At 56.3% G+C, this 18,307-nt stretch carries 14 protein-coding genes, 1 tRNA gene and 1 other RNA gene; 5 read left to right on the top strand and 11 right to left on the bottom strand.

Annotated features, from left to right (window positions below; genetic code table 11):
* Positions 1-377: 377 nt before the first annotated feature.
* The 11 genes from BMY49_RS12275 to betI all read right to left on the bottom strand — a co-directional run bounded on the left by BMY49_RS12275 (position 378) and on the right by betI (position 15,100).
* The gene (locus BMY49_RS12275; protein WP_044628032.1) at positions 378-2,018 is read right to left on the bottom strand and encodes a glycerol-3-phosphate dehydrogenase/oxidase; all 1,641 of its coding nucleotides are present in this window, start codon (positions 2,016-2,018) and stop codon (positions 378-380) included.
* A gap of 125 nt (positions 2,019-2,143) precedes the next feature.
* The gene (locus BMY49_RS12270) at positions 2,144-3,883 is read right to left on the bottom strand and encodes an ABC transporter substrate-binding protein (RefSeq protein ID WP_058577768.1); all 1,740 of its coding nucleotides are present in this window, start codon (positions 3,881-3,883) and stop codon (positions 2,144-2,146) included.
* Positions 3,884-3,965: 82 nt separating this feature from the next.
* Positions 3,966-4,238, bottom strand: a complete 273-nt coding sequence (locus BMY49_RS12265) for a DUF2160 domain-containing protein (RefSeq protein WP_044628030.1) — start codon at positions 4,236-4,238, stop codon at positions 3,966-3,968.
* An 11-nt stretch (positions 4,239-4,249) separates the two neighbouring features.
* Positions 4,250-5,143: a carbohydrate ABC transporter permease gene (locus BMY49_RS12260; protein WP_062374354.1), complete on the bottom strand. Its 894-nt coding sequence runs from the start codon at positions 5,141-5,143 to the stop codon at positions 4,250-4,252.
* A 1-nt stretch (position 5,144) separates the two neighbouring features.
* The gene (locus BMY49_RS12255; protein WP_062359363.1) at positions 5,145-6,032 is read right to left on the bottom strand and encodes a carbohydrate ABC transporter permease; all 888 of its coding nucleotides are present in this window, start codon (positions 6,030-6,032) and stop codon (positions 5,145-5,147) included.
* Positions 6,025-7,125: an ABC transporter ATP-binding protein gene (locus tag BMY49_RS12250; RefSeq protein ID WP_058577767.1), complete on the bottom strand. Its 1,101-nt coding sequence runs from the start codon at positions 7,123-7,125 to the stop codon at positions 6,025-6,027. Before BMY49_RS12250 ends, BMY49_RS12255 begins: the two co-directional genes overlap by 8 nt.
* Entirely contained in the window at positions 7,118-8,218 is a 1,101-nt protein-coding gene (locus BMY49_RS12245; protein ID WP_062359362.1) for an ABC transporter ATP-binding protein, read from the bottom strand. The genes BMY49_RS12250 and BMY49_RS12245 overlap by 8 nt, the downstream gene beginning before the upstream one ends.
* Before the next feature lie 369 nt (positions 8,219-8,587).
* Positions 8,588-11,074 carry an acyl-CoA dehydrogenase gene (locus BMY49_RS12240; protein WP_062359361.1) on the bottom strand — a complete coding sequence of 829 codons (2,487 nt, stop codon included), beginning with the start codon at positions 11,072-11,074 and terminating at the stop codon, positions 8,588-8,590.
* A 205-nt stretch (positions 11,075-11,279) separates the two neighbouring features.
* On the bottom strand, positions 11,280-12,956 hold the full coding sequence (gene betA, locus BMY49_RS12235; RefSeq protein WP_062359360.1) for a choline dehydrogenase: 1,677 nt from the start codon (positions 12,954-12,956) through the stop codon (positions 11,280-11,282).
* Between the two features lie 55 nt (positions 12,957-13,011).
* On the bottom strand, positions 13,012-14,481 hold the full coding sequence (gene betB / locus BMY49_RS12230; RefSeq protein ID WP_062359359.1) for a betaine-aldehyde dehydrogenase: 1,470 nt from the start codon (positions 14,479-14,481) through the stop codon (positions 13,012-13,014).
* Between the two features lie 10 nt (positions 14,482-14,491).
* Entirely contained in the window at positions 14,492-15,100 is a 609-nt protein-coding gene (gene betI, locus BMY49_RS12225; protein ID WP_044628022.1) for a transcriptional regulator BetI, read from the bottom strand.
* Between the two features lie 208 nt (positions 15,101-15,308).
* On the opposite strand from betI, the gene BMY49_RS12220 reads away from it, so the two are divergent.
* The 5 genes from BMY49_RS12220 to BMY49_RS12200 all read left to right on the top strand — a co-directional run bounded on the left by BMY49_RS12220 (position 15,309) and on the right by BMY49_RS12200 (position 18,143).
* Positions 15,309-16,241 (top strand): choline ABC transporter substrate-binding protein, encoded by a 933-nt coding sequence (locus BMY49_RS12220; RefSeq protein ID WP_062359358.1) that lies wholly within the window; start codon positions 15,309-15,311, stop codon positions 16,239-16,241.
* 102 nt (positions 16,242-16,343) lie between these two features.
* Positions 16,344-16,420 (top strand) — tRNA-Met (locus BMY49_RS12215).
* Between the two features lie 45 nt (positions 16,421-16,465).
* Positions 16,466-16,562: signal recognition particle sRNA small type (gene ffs, locus BMY49_RS12210), an RNA gene on the top strand.
* Between the two features lie 205 nt (positions 16,563-16,767).
* Entirely contained in the window at positions 16,768-17,370 is a 603-nt protein-coding gene (locus BMY49_RS12205; protein WP_089675694.1) for a DUF1819 family protein, read from the top strand.
* Positions 17,371-17,519: 149 nt separating this feature from the next.
* On the top strand, positions 17,520-18,143 hold the full coding sequence (locus tag BMY49_RS12200; protein WP_201786181.1) for a DUF1788 domain-containing protein: 624 nt from the start codon (positions 17,520-17,522) through the stop codon (positions 18,141-18,143).
* Positions 18,144-18,307 lie beyond the last annotated feature (164 nt).

Genomic DNA, 18,307 nt, shown 5'->3' with positions numbered 1-18,307 from the left:
TGCCACTGGCTACCGACACCGTGAGGTGTCGGGATGGGCGAACAGGAGTCAGCAGAGGCCATATTAGGCTCTCTAACCAAGAGCTGAAGGGCTGAACCTGTCACGAGTGGATAGTTGACCACTCTCTGATGTGTACGAGCAGAAGCCTCCCCGGAGGGCTCTCGATAACTGTATGGCGGGCCGGAAGCCCAAAGACTGTCGAAGCGCTCAGAGCACACAGGCGAGCGAATTCAGCGGAACGAAGCTCAGCCCGATAATGGGGGACAGGAACCGCCGTGGTACGGATCCGTTTGCCCGGTGGTGTGAGAGGACGGGGGAGGCGACTCCCCCTCCTACTCGATTGAGCAAGAGTGACGGTTTAAAATGCTCGCTTCTGTTTAAGAGAGCGTTTCAACCGACGGCCGAGACGTATCACGATTCTCTTTGAAGTAGGTGGTAAATCGTTCTTCTGCTTCTTCGCCAAAGAGGACCCGACAGGCCTCTTTTAGGCCTGGCGACTGGCGCAGCTGCTCATGGTGAACGACCAGCGACACCTTGGCGCGGCGACGTAAGAAGTCTTCCAACTGCGTGATCATCTCATGGTCACGCGCGTGCTCGAGCTCGCAGCGGATGTACTCGGTGCCTTCGATCAAAATATCGGCTTCAGAAGGGTCTTGGCGAATTTTCTCAAGCATGGGAATCGCTTGTTCTGCATAACGTCGCCATAGTCTTGAGGAGAGCGGCTCTGAAGAGGTAGCCGCCGTCATGGCATCCAGGTTCATGCGCTTGGCTTGATCCATAAACTGCTGCTTCACCGGCTCGGGCGGCTCGCCATACCAGTGAAAGTTAGGATCGCTGAGCGCCACGCCAAGCGCTTTTACCTCCTCGGCAATTTCATCGCCCACGTTGAGGCAATCAGTGAGCTTGCCGCCAAAGATACTGATATGGGCACTCTCTGGATTGGTATCGATGACATGCTTGCGCGATAGCTGCAGGAAGTCGCGGTCGCTGCCCTGGTCGGCCTTGATGGCGAGAGGGCGTACCCCGCAGCGCGTCGATATGATGTCGGCTTGGGTGAGTGGTTTGTCGAGCGTCAGGCGCTTGTTGATGTTCTCCAAAACGAACGCGATATCGTCGGCGGTGACGTCGACCTCGGGGTGCTCCATATGAGTGTCGGTGGTGCCGATACAGGTGCGGTTGCCCATCGGAATGACGAAGAAGAGCCGCCCATCATCGGCAAAGAACGCCAGCACCCGCTTGGTGTCGGTTAACTGCGGCACAATCAAGTGAATGCCTTTCGAGTAGAGGTGCTGGTGGGACGTTTTTTGCCCCGTCAGGGCATTGTGCTGGTCGACCCAGGGGCCAGCGGCGTTGATCAACACTTTGGAACGAATATTGAAGATACTGCCATCCATTACGTTGCGGGCTTTGGTCACCCAGGTATCGCCTTCGCGTTCGGCCCCCAACGATTCGACGTAGTTGGCCGCCACGGCACCGTAGTTAAGGGCATGGCGTACGAAGTTAAATACGAAGCGGGCGTCGTTATCGTGCAGGTAAGCATCTGAGTACTCGAACCCGCCAACGGCACCTTCAATATCGATAATCGGCTCTTCTTGCTTGATCTTTTTGGGCGAGAGCAAGCGCGGTAACTTGGTGAAGCCGTTGCCCATCAGCCAATAAAGCCAGGTGCCCGCCCACAAATAGCGCGGAGAGTGGCGGAAACCTTTGGTAATCGTGGTAAGGAAACGAATTTCTTGAACGGTAGACGGGTAGCTTTTGATTAAGTGGTTGCGGCTTTTGCAGAGCTTACGTACCAGCGCAAAGTCTTTGCTTTCCATGTATTTGATGCCGCCCCAAACCAGGTTCGAGGAGTGCATGCTGGTACTGCCGGCAAAGTCGCCACGGTCGATTAGGGCTACTTTAGCACCTTTGCCCGCAAGAGCAGCGGCGGTTGCTGCACCATTGATGCCGCCACCGATAATCAGTGCGTCAAAGTCATCAGTGTGCAATTTCTCGACATTACGGTTACGCAGTTTCATAGCGGTTCCAATTAATTAAGAAAAAGCCCCGTGTCGGTTGCGGTCTCAACGAGTGGAGAGGGCAACAATGCCCGCCGCTGATGACACCACGGAAAAGGGGCGGGCTGGCGCCCGCCCTATAGGTCTTAGCGGGTGCCGGCCGCCATCCATGCTTCCATCATTTCATCGTAAGGAACGGTGGTGCCTTGCGGCATTTCATCGTCAAGCTTCGGCTTCGGTGAACCTTCCTGATCAAGCCAGTACTGCGGGTCGCGCTCTTCGTTCAGCACTGGGGCATAGCTGTCGAAGACGTTGGCGCGGGCCAAGCGGTTCATGGTGTTGTCCATATCGGCCGCGAGCTTGTCGAGGCCTTCTTGGGGCGTGACTTCACCACTCATCACCGGTGCCAGGTTCTGCCACCACAGCGGTGCCATGCGTGGGTAGTCCGGTACGTTGGTGCCGGTAGGGGTCCAGTTAGACTCGTTGGGGCTGCGGTAGAACTCCACCAGGCCGCCCAGTCGGGGTGCCATTTCGGTCATCTGCTCGGAGAAGATATCCGACTCGCGAATTGGCGTTAGGCCCGCCATCAGTTTTTCCAGCGAGGTGGTTTTCGCCACGGTGAACTGGGCAAACAGCCAAGCGGCCGTGCGGCGATCTTCAGGCGTAGAATCGAAGAAGGTCCAGGCACCTACGTCCTGATAACCCACCTTCATGCCCTCTTCCCAGTAGGGGCCAGTGGGAGAGGGTGCCATGCGCCACAGCGGGTTACCTTCGTCGTCGGTGACGGCAACAGACGGGTCGGTCATGTCAGCGGTAAAGGCGGTGTACCAGAAGATTTGCTGAGCGATATGGCCCTGGGCGGGCACGGGGCCAGCTTCACCAAAGGTCATTCCCTGGGCTTCAGGCGGTGCGAAATCACGCAGCCAATCCACGGCTTTCTGCATGGCGAAGACGGAAGCAGGTGAGTTGGTCGCGCCACCGCGGCTTACGCTTGCGCCGACCGGCTGGCTCTCTTCGTTGACACGAATACCCCAGTCATCCACCGGGTTACCGGACGGTACGCCGGGGCTGCCCATACCTGCCATGGAGAGCCAGGAGTCGTGGAAGCGCCAACCCAAAGAGGGGTCGCGGCGGCCGTAGTCCATGTGACCGTAGACCTTAGTACCGTCGATCTCACCGACATGCTCGGTAAAGAATTCGGCGATATCTTCATAAGCGGTCCAGTTGGTGGGCACGCCTAAATCGTAGCCGTAAATGTCACGGAACTGCTCTTGCAAGTCTTCACGCTGGAACCAGTCATAGCGGAACCAGTACAGGTTGGCGAACTGCTGGGTGGGCAGTTGATAGAGACTGCCATCCGGGCCGGTGCCGTACTGCAGGCCGATGAAATCGTCCAGGTCCAGCGTCGGCAGGGTGTAGTCTGCCCACTCGTTCTCCATGGCTTGGGTTAGGTTGATGGTGGTGCCGTAGCGAATATGCGTGCCGATGGAGTCGGTGTCGTTGACGAAGCCGTCGTAGATGCTGTTGCCCGACTGCATCTGGTTCTGCATGGTGTCGACCACGTCACCTTCGCCGATGATGTTATGGGTCAGGTTGATGCCGGTCAGCTCGCTAAACGCGGGAGCGAGCACTTCGCTTTCATACACGTGCGTGGTCAGGCCTTCGGCTACGGTCTGTATATCCATACCGCGGAAGGGTTCGGCAGCCTTGGCGAACCACAGTAGCTCTTCGATCTGCTCTTCACGGCTGAGCGTCGAGTCTTGGAAGTGCTCGTCCACCAAACGCTCGGCGATTGCCCGTGCGTCGTGGTCGTCTGCCATTAGGCTCCCCGAGGCGAGCATTAGGCTAGCGGCGAGGGTAGTGAGTTTGAACTTATTATTACGCATGTTGACCTCGTTTTGTTGTGCTCTTCCTTGATGACGTGAGCGTCCTTGATACCGCCGTACATCCGCTGAGAAAGCCGTCGGCCTAGCCCCAGCGCATCAACACCAGCAGCCATACCGCTGATAGTGCCAGCGCTATCCAAATGGATAGCGTTGTGAAGCCAATCACCCCCAGGTGAATAAACGCGGCGGAGAGCAGGCCGATGAACAGCCGGTCGCCGCGGGTGGTGCTAATGGGTAGAAACCCCTTGCGTTCGACGGTGGGGGATAAGATCTCCCACAGCGTCATCCCTGCTAGCATCGCTGCAATGGATGAAAAGAAAATGGCAGTCGGTGTTGTCCATACCATCCAAGACATAACGGTGCTCCTTAGGTGCGGCCCAGGGCAAAGCCCTTGGCGATATGGTTGCGAACGAAGTACACCACCAAAATGCCCGGCACGATGGTGAGTACACCAGCGGCGGCAAGCGTGCCCCAGTCAATGCCCGATGCGGTGGAGGTCCGCGTCATGATCATGCCGATCGGTTGAGCGTCGGTGGCGGTCAGCGTGCGTGCCAGCAGCAGCTCTACCCACGAGAACATGAACAGGAAGAACAGCGTGACGCCGATACCGGAGCGGATCATAGGAATGAAAATCTTGATAAAGAAGCGCGGAAAGCTATAGCCGTCGATATACGCCGTCTCATCAATCTCTTTTGGCACGCTGCTCATGAAACCTTCGAGAATCCAGATGGCCAGCGGAATATTGAACAAACAGTGGGCCAGGGCCACGGCGATATGGGTATCGAACAAACCTACCGAGTAGTAGAGCTGGAAGTAGGGCAGCAGAAACACCGCAGGCGGTGCCATCAAGTTGGTGAGCAGCCAGAAGAACAGGTGCTTATCGCCAATAAAGCGGTAGCGGCTGAAGGCATAGGCGGCAGGCAGCGCCACGCAAATCGTGATTAGCATGTTGAGCGCTACATACAGCATTGAATTCACATAGCCCATGTACCAGCTGGAGTTAGTGAAAATGCCGATGTAGTTATCAAACGTCAGGTTTTTGGGCCATAGCGTCATGGAGCCCAAAATCTCGCTGTTGGTCTGCAGCGACATATTAATCAGCCAATAAATTGGCAGGATCATCAGGAACAGGTACAGCCCCAGCAGAAACCGCGCGCGAAAGCGGCTGCGCGCATTGCGTTTACGCCGCTGTGCCGGGGTGGTTCTGCTAAATATGGTGTTGTACTTCTCGCCCTGCTGGGCGTTATCTAAGCGGTACATATCATGCTCCCCCGTGCGGGTTCTTATCTTTTTGCATGTGCATGATGGTGGTGTAGAACACCCAGCTCACGAGCAAAATAACCAGGAAGTAGATGATCGAGAACGCGGCAGAGGGCCCCAGATCCTGCTGGCCGATAGCCATAGTCGCGAGTGACTGGCTCAGGAAGGTGGTGGAGCTACCCGGGCCGCCGCCGGTCAGTACGAAGGGCTCGGCGTAAATCATGAACGAGTGCATAAAGCGCAGCAGCACCGCAATGACCAGTACGTTAGTGAGTTTGGGAAGCTGGATGTAGCGGAAGATCGCCCACTTGGAGGCACGATCGATACGTGCTGCTTGGTAGTAAGCCTCGGGGATCGAACGCAGGCCGCTGTAGCAGAGCATCGCCACCAGCGGAGTCCAGTGCCAAACGTCCATCAAGATAATGGTTGCCCAGGCATCGCCCGAATTACGGGTAATGTTGTAGTTGATCCCTAGCTCCCGCAGACCGTAACCCATGAGGCCAATATCGCCACGGGTGAAGATTTGCCAAATACTGCCCACCACGTTCCAAGGGATCAGAAGCGGCAGGGTAATCAAGATCAGTACGGCAGAGGCCTGCCAGCCGCGTTTAGGCATAATCAGCGCAATGCCAATGCCCAAAGGCACTTGGATGGCGAGAATGGTCAGGGAAAACAGAATCTGGCGCACGAACGCGTCGCGCAGCGCAGAGTCGTTTAGAATGCTGTGGAACCACTCGGTGCCGGTGAAGAAGCGCGCATTAGGGCCTAGCACATCCTGCACCGAGTAGTTGACCACGGTCATCAAGGGGATGATGGCCGAAAAAGCCACCAGTACCAGCATGGGAAGGACCAGCAGCCATGCGCGGTTATTGAGTACTTTATTATTCATGGCCGATCTCCACTAGGTATTCATCGACGTAGAGCGCGATGTGCTGATCGGAAAACACTGCATGAGCAGCGTCACCTACCGGCGCGTGACCTTCAGGCAGGCGCGCTTTGAACAACTGGCCGTTCAAGGTAAAGCTCAGCAGCGAGTAGGTCCCCAAGTCCTGCAGGTTAACCACTTCAACCGGTACGCTGTTTGGCTCCGGCGAGTTGCTGACCGTAATGAACTCCGGGCGAATGCCAAGCTTAATATTGCTGGAGCCTGCGGCCGCCACGCTGCGGCTAACGGCCTCATTCACGGGTAGCGGCAGCTCGCCAAACATCACTTTGTCCGCCTGATGGGTGACGCTCATGAAGTTCATCCCCGGGCTGCCAATGAAGTACCCCACGAAGGTATGCGCCGGTTTTTCGAACAGTTCACGAGGCGTGCCGAACTGCACCACCTGACCGTCGTACATCACCGCAATTTTGTCAGCAAAGGTAGAGGCTTCGAGCTGGTCGTGGGTAACGTAGATCATGGTGATATTGAAGCGCTCATGGATCTCTTTGAGCTTACGGCGCAGCTTCCACTTGAGCTGCGGGTCGATCACCGTGAGGGGTTCGTCAAATAGGATGGCAGAGACGTCGTCACGCACTAGCCCGCGGCCCATGGAGACTTTCTGCTTCTCATCGGCGGTGAGGTTTTTGGCTTTCCGGGAGAGGAGCGGCGTGAGGTCGAGGATATCGGCAATTTCCCGAACTTTCGGGTCGACCTTGTACTCGGGGGTGTTCATGTTGCGCAGCGGGAAAGCCAGGTTGTCGTACACCGTCATGGTGTCGTAGATCACCGGGAACTGGAACACCTGGGCGATGTTGCGCTCCTCCGGCGGCAGCTCGTTCACACGGTGACCATCGAACAGTACGTCACCTTCGGAGGGTTCCAGCAGGCCAGAAATAATGTTTAGCAGGGTTGATTTACCGCAGCCCGACGGGCCCAGCAGTGCATAAGCACCGCCCTGGTGCCACACGTGATCCATCTGACGAATCGCGTAGTCGCTATGGCTGCTAGGACTTTTGCTATAGCTGTGCGCCAAGCCTTTTAAAGTAATCTCAGCCATGAGCAACGCTCCCTTGAGCAGAAGAGGGGATGTGCACGGTGCTGCCCTGTTTATCGAAGGCGTAGAGCTGATGCGTTGGGAAGTACACGTTGATCGCATCGTTGACGTGAAACTCGTGAATTCCCGCTAAATGCAGCACCAGAGGGAAGCGCTCATGGCGCACGTGTAAGAACGTTTCAGAACCGCTTATCTCGGCGACGTCGACCCTGACTGGCAGCTCGAGATCGTCGACTGACTGGGGTTTGAGGGTGATATGAGAGGCGCGTACGCCAAAGTCGTAATCGCCCGGGGTGAGCCGCTGAAGGCCGGGGTCGCAGGGGAAGTGCAGCGACTGGTCGAAAGTGATTTCCGTTGCGGTCAGCTTTCCGGGCACGATATTAATCGGCGGTTCGGAGAACATCTCGGCGCTATGACGACCGTTGGGCTCACGGTATACCTGTTCGGTGGGGCCGTACTGGAGCAGCCGTCCTTCATGCAGCACGGCCGTATTGCCGCCGAGTGCCAGCGCCTCGTTGGGTTCGGTGGTGGCGTAAACGGCAATGCAGTTACGGGCTTTGAACAGCTCACGCAGCTCGTCGCGCAGCTCTTCGCGCAGTTTGTAGTCCAGGTTGACCAGTGGCTCGTCGAACAAAATCAGATCGGCATCTTTGACTAGCGCCCGGCCCATGGCGGTGCGCTGCTGCTGCCCCCCTGAGAGCTCTTGGGGGTAGCGGTCGAGCAGATGTTCGATATGCAGCATTTCAGCAATACTGCCGACACGCCGATCAATTTCCTGTTGAGGCGTTTTGGCTAGTTTCAGCGGTGAAGCAATATTGTCGCGTACCGTCAGGCTGGGGTAATTGATGAACTGTTGGTAGACCATCGACACGTTGCGTTTGCGAACCGAAACGCCGGTGACATCTTTGCCGTCCATGAAGATACGCCCGCGGGTGGGCTGCTCTAAGCCTGCCATTAGACGCATGAGCGTGGTTTTGCCCGCCAACGTGCGTCCGAGCAACACGTTAAAGGAACCTGGTTCCAGTTCGAGGTTAACCCCACTGATATGGGTCTGACCCCCGACGACGTGGTCGATATTTTGCAAATGTAAGGACATGCCGATCTCGCTAGCGTCGTTGTTATTGATAGGTGGTATCGATAATTGTGTAGTGCGCTGATCGCGAGGGAGGGTGGTTGGCCGTACTTATTTGCCGATTATTGTGTGGCAACCAACCCATGCGATATTTTCATTAACGAAAGGCTAGTTGATCATTTGCGAACTTGCAACGCTTTTGATGGCCGTTTGTATTCGCTTTTAGGCGTAGAAGAACTCAAAAATAGAGTTTTCAGGGTGAGTAAGAAGCTCGGTTTGCTCAGTCTCCACTACGCCCTATGGCTATAATGTTCGTTTGATTCGTTTTAGAACATGCGGGTGGCATAAAAAACCGGCCCTTGGTGGGCCGGTTGGTCGAGGGCTAAAAGCCATTTACTTAACGCTGGTCTCTGCCTGCGGCGATGCTTTGGCAGGTGCTGCGTTATGGTCGATCAGTGTCGACTTGTCGTTGGCAAACGCGTCGTAAGCAAAGTCATCGACGGTCAGCATTTCCAGCACTTCAGCTTCAAATGTGCGCATAAAGGCGGCGTCTTCTTCGTTAATTAAGCCTTTTTCCAGAGCGGCTTCTACCCGTGCTTCGGGGTGAAGTGCCGTTTGCGGCAGCTCACCTTTGGCGTAGGCTTTGTTTACCGTGCGGTAAATAGCCTCCGCGCGGTCGTACTCTTTCAGCAGAGCGTTGTAGCGTGCCAACGGGTTAGATTCTGTACCGTCGTCTTTGTCCCAGGTGTTGGTTAGCAGCTTGCTGCGTAGCGCGCTTTGGGTAGAGACACGCCGTGCGATATCGCGGGCTAAGTCATCATGTGGCTTATTCCAGCGACGGCCTGTAGGCATGACCACGACGTTGAGTACTTTACCCAGCGCACGGTTTGGCAGGTTGTCAAAAATCTCAACAAAGGCCTGCTCTGCGCGGTTAAGCAGGAACTGCATGCTGTAATGCAGTAGGCCTTCTTCGCCTTCTACTTTATTGCCGTTATGCCACTGCTTAAGCACCATAGAGGCAAGGTAGAGGTTGGAAAGGATATCGCCCAGGCGGGCGGAAAGCATTTCGCGTTTTTTCAGCTCAGAGCCGAGGCTGGCCATGGCGGCATCTGCACACAGGCCGAAGCCGGCAGAGAGGCGCGCGATATCCTGGGCGTAACCAGCGGCCGGACCGCTGAACGGCACGCTGGGCTTGCCGAGACCGAAGCCCAGCGTGAAGGCACGGGCCGCGTTGCCGAAAATCAGGCCCGCATGACCAAAGAACGCCTTATCGAAGGCTTTCACATCGTTGGCATCTTTGGCAGCCAGCTCTTCCAGCACATAAGGGTGGCAGCGAATAGCGCCCTGACCAAAGATCATCAGGTTGCGGGTCATAATGTTCGCGCCTTCTACGGTAATGGCTACCGGGTTCGCGCTATAGCCGATACCCAAGTAGTTGCGCGGGCCAAGCGTCACTGCTTTACCGCCGTGCACGTCCATTGCATCGCTAAGCAGCACGCGCTGAAATTCGGTCAGCTGGCTTTTCAGGATGGCAGAGGGTACCGCTGGCTTTTCGCCATGGTCGATCAGGTTAGCGGTTTGGTACACCGTGGCTGCCGAAATGTAGGCCAATGACGCCATACGTGCCAGGGGCTCTTGCACGCCTTCCATCTCTGCGACCGGTACGTTGAACTGACGACGCACGCGGGTAAAGCCGCCGCTCCAGCCCAGCGCGTAACGCGCGGTGCCGGTGGCACCAGAAGGCAGCGTGATGCAGCGGCCAATCGAGAGGCACTCCACCAGCATACGCCAGCCTTGGCCAATCATATCCGGGCCACCGATAATGGTGTCCAGCGGTACGAACACATCTTTACCCTTAATCGGGCCGTTCATAAACGGGCTGCCAATCGGGTGGTGGCGACGGCCAATGTCCATACCCTGGGTATCGCGGGGGATCAGCGCCAGGGTAATGCCGCGGTCTTTTTCTTCGCCCAGCAGGTTTTCCGGGTCGAAGAGGCGGAATGCCAGGCCAACCACGGTGGCAATGGGCGCCAGGGTGATCCAGCGCTTCTCAAAGTTCAGGCGCACGCCCACGACTTCTTCGCCATTAATGACTTGCTTACACACCACGCCGGTATCTGGAAGGGAAGTCGCATCTGAACCTGCGCGGGGGCCGGTGAGGCCGAAGCAGGGGATTTCACGACCATCGGCTAGGCGCGGCAGGTAGTGGTCTTTCTGCTCTTGGGTGCCGTACTTCAGCAGCAGTTCGCCAGGGCCGAGAGAGTTGGGCACGCCTACAGTCACCATCAGGGTTTCGTTGGCGGAGAGCTTCTGCAGCACCATGGATTGCGCCTTGGCAGAGAAGCCCAAACCGCCGTACTCCTTCGGAATAATCATGCCGAAGAAGCCTTCTTTTTTCAGGTAGTCCCATAGCTCTTGGGGCAGGTCGGCACGCTCACGGGCGATATCCCAGGCGTTGCACATGCCAGCGGCTTTTGAGCACTGGTTGTCTAAAAACGCCTGCTCTTCGTCACTTAGGCCATCGTCTTTGAAGTCGAGCAGCGATTGCCACTGGGGCTTACCTGAAAAAAGCTCGCCATCCCAGGAAACGCTACCCGCTTCCAGCGCGGTACGCTCGGTCGCCGATACTTTCGGCGCTACTTTTTTGAAAGTGGCAAAAATACGCGGGGTTAGCCATTTACTGCGCAGTGCAGGAAGGCCCACCACGGCTACTGCGGCGGCGGCAATGAGTAGCAAGGTGCCTATGATCGGTGCGCCTAACACAACGCCAATTAAGCCCAGTACGCCTAGTAGGGCAAGGGCAGCGGTGGCACCTGCCTCGCGGCGCATCACCACGAGCAAGCCCGCAACGGCCAGCACGATGAGTAGTAAGGTGAGCATGGGGGATCTCCGTGGATGGTTGTTAATGAACGTATTTAAACGTATGTTTGAATATTCGCAGAGTCAAGATGCTTAGTGCAAGCCTTTCACCGTTATACGTTCGCTTTATATCTTCAATGTAGCGCAGTTAAGACATAAAAAACGCCATGGCGCGGAACCATGGCGTTTTGACGCAGCGGGTCGATAAGCCCGCACTCGTCTCAGGCTACGATGCCTGTTTGGCAGGCGCGCCGTTGGCGACGTAGTAATCTACGCTGGCACGGGGCAGGGGCTCGCGACCGCGAATACGGTCGGCGATTTTTTCGGCCAGCATGATGGTGGGAGCATTCAGGTTGCCGGTTGGAATGACCGGAAATAGTGATGCATCCACCACGCGCAGTCCTTCGAGCCCATGTACCCGGCCTTGGGCATCGGTCACCGCCATGTCACCTTCGCCCATGCGGCAGCTGCCGCAGGGGTGATAAGCAGTTTCGGCGTGCTGCTTGACGAAATTGTCGAGCTCTTCATCGCTCTGCACGTCCGGGCCGGGGGAAATTTCCCGGCCTCGGTATCGGTCGAAGGCGGGCTGGGCGATGATCTCGCGAGTTAGGCGAATCGCGTCGCGGAACTCTTCCCAATCCTTCTCTTTGGCCATGTAATTGAACAGAATGCTCGGTGCCGCGTGGGGGTCTTTAGATGTCAGACGAATACGGCCGCGGCTTTCTGAACGCATGGAACCGACGTGTGCCTGGAAGCCATGCGCTTGAACGGCACTCTTGCCGTTATAGCTAATGGCGATAGGCAGGAAGTGGTACTGCAGGTTTGGCCACTCCTCGTCATCGCGGCTACGGATGAAGCCACAGGACTCGAACTGGTTGCTTGCGCCTATACCGGTGCCGTTAAACAGCCACTCGGCCCCAATCTTCGGCTGGTTGTACCACTTCAGTGCAGGGTAGAGCGAAATAGGCTCCTTGCACTCGTACTGAATGTACATTTCCAGGTGGTCTTGCAGATTTTCACCGACGCCGGGTAGGTCGTGCACCACGGGAATGCCCAGTTCTTTCAGCCACTCCGAATTACCGACGCCTGAGCGCTGGAGAATCTGTGGTGAGGCAATCGCACCACCGCACAGCAGCACTTCGCGACGCGCGCGAGCCTGCTTGGGCTGGCCTTTCTGCTCGTAGCGGACGCCGACGGCGCGCTTACCCTCGAATTCGATCACGTCGGTGACGGCGCGGGTTTCGATGGTCAGGTTACTGCGCTGTTTGGCCGTGTCCAGGTAGCCACGAGCGGTGGAGGCGCGGCGACCTTTCGGCGTTACGAAGCGGTCCATCGGGCCGAAGCCCTCTTGTTGGTAGCCGTTGACGTCCTCGGTTTCTGGGTAACCGGCTTGCTTGCCCGCCTCTATAAAAGTGCGGTAAAGCGGGTTATTGCCCGCTTTGGGAGTGGTCACGCTGACGGGCCCGTCGCCACCGTGGTAGTCGTTCGGGCCGATATCGCGGGTTTCGCTCTTTTTGAAGTAGGGCAGACAGCTTAAATAATCCCACTCCTCCAAACCGGGCTGTTTGGCCCAGTGGTCGTAATCAAGCGCGTTGCCGCGGATGTAGCACATACCGTTGATCAGCGAGGAGCCGCCTAGGCCTTTGCCACGCCCGCACTCCATACGGCGATTGTCCATATGAGGTTCGGGGTCGGTTTCGAACGCCCAGTTATAACGCTTGCCCTGTAGTGGGTAAGCCAACGCTGCGGGCATTTGGGTGCGAAAATCGAAACGGTAGTCAGGGCCACCGGCTTCCAACAGCAGCACGCTGACATCGCTGTCTTCGGTCAGGCGCGTGGCCAGCACGTTACCTGCTGAACCGGCACCGATGATAATGTAATCAAACTCAGTTGCTTGAGACATAGCGGTTCTCTCATCCAGAAAGGGGAGTTCGGTGTACGAAAGCTGGGCTCAGCCTTTAAAACACCGACTCGAACGGCCCCATCTCGATCTGTACGGACTTGGTCTGGGTGTAGTGGTTTAGCGTTTCCACACCGTTTTCACGGCCAATGCCGGACTCTTTATAGCCGCCGACCGGCATTTCAGAGGGAGATTCGCCCCAAGTGTTAATCCAGCAGATGCCTGCTTCTAACTGGTGAATCACACGGTGCGCGCGGTTCAGGCTTTCACTGAAGACGCCGGCGGCTAGGCCGTACTTGGTGTTGTTGGCGCGGCGGATGACTTCCTCTTCGTCGTCGAAGGCGAGTACTGACATTACCGGGCCAAAGATCTCCTCTTTGACGACACGCATCTCGTCGGTGCAGTCAGTGAATACCGTGGGGGCCGCCCAGGCGCCTTTGGCCCATTCGCCGCTGTTCCACGCGTCGCCACCGGCCAGCACGCGTGCGCCTTGCTCTTTGCCGAGCGCGATGTAGGAGAGCACTTTTTCCTGATGCTCGAAGCTGACAAGCGGACCGAAATTGACGCTCGGATCCATCGGGTCGCCTGCTTTGATGCGTGCCACGCGCTCTACTAGCTTGGCTTCGAACGCCTCTTTGACGCTGCGCTCAACGAACACGCGAGTGCCGTTAGTGCAGATTTGGCCGCTGGAGTAGAAGTTCGCCATCATGGCGGCATCGGCTGCGCGCTCGAGGTCGGCATCGGCGAAGACAATTAGCGGAGATTTGCCGCCGAGTTCCATTGTCACGTCTTTCAGCGTGGAACCACCGGCAGCGGCCATGACTTTTTTGCCTGTGCCCACTTCACCGGTAAACGAGACTTTGGCAATGCCTTCGTGCTCGGTCAGCATGGCGCCGACGCGACCATCGCCCTGTACCACGTTAAATACACCGTCGGGCAAGCCTGCTTCAGTGAAGATTTCGGCAAGCTTAAGCGCCGTTAGCGGTGTGACTTCACTGGGCTTGAACACGATGGCGTTGCCAGCGGCGAGTGCCGGAGCCGCTTTCCAGCAGGCGATTTGAATCGGGTAGTTCCAGGCACCAATGGCGCCGATCACACCTAGCGGCTCGCGGCGGGTGTAAACAAACGAGCTATCGCGCAGGGGAATTTGGCTGCCCTCAATCGCCGGGGCAAGGCCTGCGTAGTACTCTAGAGCATCGGCACCGGTCACGATATCGACGCTGGCGGTTTCGCTGATCGGCTTGCCGGTATTGCGGGTTTCCAGCTCGGCAAGCTCGTCATTACGCTCGCGAAGAAGTGCTACGGCACGTAGCAGGATGCGTGAGCGCTCCATGCCGGTCATGGCGGCCCATTCACGCTGGCCACGCTGTGCTGCCTGAACGGCGCTATCGACATCGGCTTGGCTTGCCTGACCAATCGTGGCCAGCAGACTGCCATCATAAGGATTGGTAACGGTAAATGTTTCGCCGGAGGTGGCATCAACCGGGCGACCACCAATATAGAGGGGTTGTGCGCTTTGAGCGGTCATGTTGATCTCCTTATTTAAAATCGGCAGTGGATGCGTCTTGATAGCATCCGTAATGAGTCAGTAACTGGTCGAGATAGGTGTGCGCAAGATAGCGCGCTTCTGCGGCATCCAGGCCTTCAGGCGTTAACGCACCGCGCAGCCATAAACCATCGATCATGGCGGCTAGGCCACGAGCGGCGTTGCGGGCATCCGCTTTGGGCATGACACGTTGAAATTGATGACATAGGTTGGCGTAAAGACGACGGTCGTTCACATACTGAAGCCGCTGAAGTACGGGCTTGTGCATGCTGCTGGCCCAGAAGGCTAACCACGTCTTAGCGGCGGGTCCGGTGACCTGGGTGCGATCAAAGTTGCCTTCAATAATGGCGCCAATGTGCGCACGCGGTGAATCGTCTTCTAAGGCATGGCGCCGCGCGGCGACGGCATCGCTTAAGTCCGTCAAAATTTGTCGCATCGTGGCTTCGAGCAGGCCATCTTTACCGCCAAAGTAGTGGCTGATAATGCCTGCGGAAACCCCCGCGTGACGGGCGATGCGCATGACCGTCGCTTCGGCAAGGCCAACCTCATCAATGGCCGCCATCGTAGCCTTGATTAACTGCTGGCGGCGTATTGGTTCCATTCCCACCTTAGGCACAGCTATCTCCTAATGACGTTGAATGCCCATTGGCTCCTCGCCTTGAAAAGCAGGAGTAGGCATGGTTACCTGAATATAATGGCATTTTTTTATTGAACGTTCAATCAATAAAAGTGTGTCTGCTGGTTTCTTACTCCTGCATCGACCGTTTGCAGAGGGCGTATCAATACAACAGACAACGAGGGAAATATGTATGCAACAGCTATCTAAACGTCGTTTAAGTGCTCTATTCGTCACTGCTTTTTTACCGGTGACGGCCTTCGCGAGTGAATGTAGTAGCGTACGTTTTGCTGAGGTGGGCTGGACCGATATTACGGTGACCACGGCGCTGGCGAGTGAAGTGCTGGAAGCGCTGGGCTACGAGCCCCGCGTGGATACTGTCTCGGTGCCCATCGCTTATGCAGGGATACGCAACAATGATTTTGATGTGTTTTTGGGTAATTGGATGCCATCGATGGCATCGATCAGCGATCCGTACATTGAGCGTGGTGAAGTAGAGCGTTTGGTCGCGAATCTCGAAGGGGCTAAGTACACCCTCGCCGTGCCGCAGTATGTGTATGACGCTGGCGTGACCTCCGTTAATGATTTAGCCGAGCACGCAGATCAGTTTGAGCAGCGCATTCACGGTATTGAAGCAGGGAACGACGGTAACGAGCTCATTGAGCAAATGATCGACGATAACGCCTATGGGTTAGGTGACTGGCAGGTGGTCGATTCCAGCGAGGCGGGGATGTTGGCCGAACTCCGCGCGCGGGTGCCGAATGAAACGTGGATGGTGTTTCTGGGGTGGGAGCCGCATCCGATGAACAGTAACTTTGAGATGGCCTATCTCTCCGACGCGGATGATTATTTCGGCCCCAACCTTGGTGGGGCGACGGTTTACACCAACACTCGCGCCGGGTTTGTGGAGTCCTGCCCCAATGTGGGTGAACTGCTCAACAATATGACGTTTACGTTGGAAATGGAAAACCAATTAATGAGCGCCATTATGGATGAAGGCGTTGAGCCGCGTGAGGCGGCGCGCACGTATCTCAATGATAACCCTGAGATCCTTGATGCTTGGTTAGAGGGTGTGACAACGCGTGAAGGCGAAGAAGCACTGCCTGTTGTAAAAGCAGCGCTGTAAGCTCGGTTGAGCTGAGTGAGGTATGCAATAAAAAAGGTAGGCCGTTTCGGCTTGCCTTTTTTCACTCATATAGGCATAATCTGCACCCGCTGATGTCGAAAAGGCTACGTAGCTCAGCTGGTTAGAGCACATCACTCATAATGATGGGGTCCCCTGTTCAAATCAGGGCGTAGCCACCAATCAGCGCAAGTATGCAGTTCAACAGCATACGACTATGGTGGCCCCTTAGGTCCTCCCGCAACGCTAAACTGCGAACCCCGCCAGGCCCGGAAGGGAGCAACGGTAGTGGTGGCTGCGTGTGCCGGGATGTGGCTTTTGGGGCCGCCTCCATTTCTGGTCTACTATTATTTCCAGCTATTGCCGCTGAGTATGCCGAATACTACTTGCAAGTTGGCTCTATATTCCCCTCAAGCGCCCCTTTGACTCACTGATTCCTGGCGATCATGCATCAATACGATGATGCTGTTTATTGAGCTGCGCCCTAATAGGAATAGGACGCTACACGAACGGTATAGGTGAATACTCAGTGACTGGTTCTTTCAGCTACAATTCTGACTTGATCGGCGGTGGGCTGATGGTGCGCGAGAGCCGCGCCGTTGCCGATTTGCTGCTGTCTGATGCCGATGAAGAGCAGTGGCATCAAGCAATCATCGTTGATAACCGCCTTCAGAAGAACCGTCCCGCCACTGCCAAGCGTACAGGGCAGGCGATTCGCAAGCGTCTGGAGAAGCTGGAGCCACCGTTTTGGCAAGCGCTGCGCGATGGCGACGACCAGCTAGCCACACAGGTGTCTTTCTGTGCGGCCATGGCACGTAACCTGCTATTAGTGGAGTTTCTTGAAAGTGTCGTCGCCGATGCTTTCTTAACCCAGGCGGAGGCGCTTCAGGCCTACCAATGGGATGAGTTTTTAGCCGAGCGTGCCCATCGTGATGAAGCAATAGCAGGGTGGGCGGAAAGCTCCAAACGTAAAATGGGGCAGGTGGTGTATCGTATGTTGGCAGAAGTCGGCGTATTGGCGTCTAGCCGCTCGCGCAAGTTACAGCCCTTGCTGCTGCGTCCAGAAGTAAAAAGCTTGCTTGAAACCTACCAGCACGTCCGCTTGAGTGCCTGTTGTCGCCAGTTGCGGTAATTTTATCCCTCTACTCTCATTGCTGACGTCAAAACGCGACTAAGTAGACCTTGCAACGCAGGTGGCAAGCGACATAGTCTTATCAAAAATAAGCCTTTTGCATTAAAAATGCCTTGCATCAAACATGCTAGACACAGGGACGCATCCGCATGTCACAGAGCAATCACTACCCACCCCCCAGCGGTTTTAGCCACCACGAGGATGATCAGCTACGGGCACGGTTGAACCAAGTCGCTGAGAAAATCACTCGGCCCGATTTTTTAGCGGGCCAGGGGCTGGGTAACGAAATTGGCTTTTGGATTTTTGATTACGCCCCTGAACATGAACTCCAGGTGCGTGCCTATCTGAATTTCCTCCCCTCGTTAATGGCACGGCAGTACCCTGATATCAAAATGGCACAGGTCAACCTGCTGGAAGTCCTAAAGGATTACCTGGCCGAGCGCGGCTTCCTGGATAAAGCCATTGCCATGCAAAAAAGCAAAGGCGATGCAGCCCTGCTCAAGGCGCTGCGTGGGCCGCTGCACATGGACAAGTTCGCCCCGTACCTCATCCGACACTCTTTGTCGCATGAGCCTGATATCGTATTGCTCACCGGTGTTGGCAGCCTGTGGCCCATGGTACGTGCGCACAGCTTGTTAAATGCCCTACACGGGCCACTCGGTCATAAGCCGCTGGTGTTGTTCTACCCAGGCCGTTACGACGGGCAGACGATGTCGCTGTTTAAGCAGATCAAAAGCAACAACTACTACCGTGCGTTCGCGCTCGTGCCTTAGTGCGGCGTGTTGCCTTATGGTGTGTTACGTTCGCCCCGGTTGTGAGCCGTGACTGTTAACGTTATCGCAGAGCCTTCTACAGTGATGAAGCCCCATAGATGAGGCCGGACGACAGTGTGGGCAGCTGTCAAAAGTCGGTTGTGGTTAAGCAGTGCTTTCAAAAC

The organism is Vreelandella aquamarina, assembly GCF_900110265.1.
Taxonomy (GTDB): domain Bacteria; phylum Pseudomonadota; class Gammaproteobacteria; order Pseudomonadales; family Halomonadaceae; genus Vreelandella; species Vreelandella aquamarina.
This window is presented reverse-complemented; position numbering and strand designations above follow the sequence as displayed.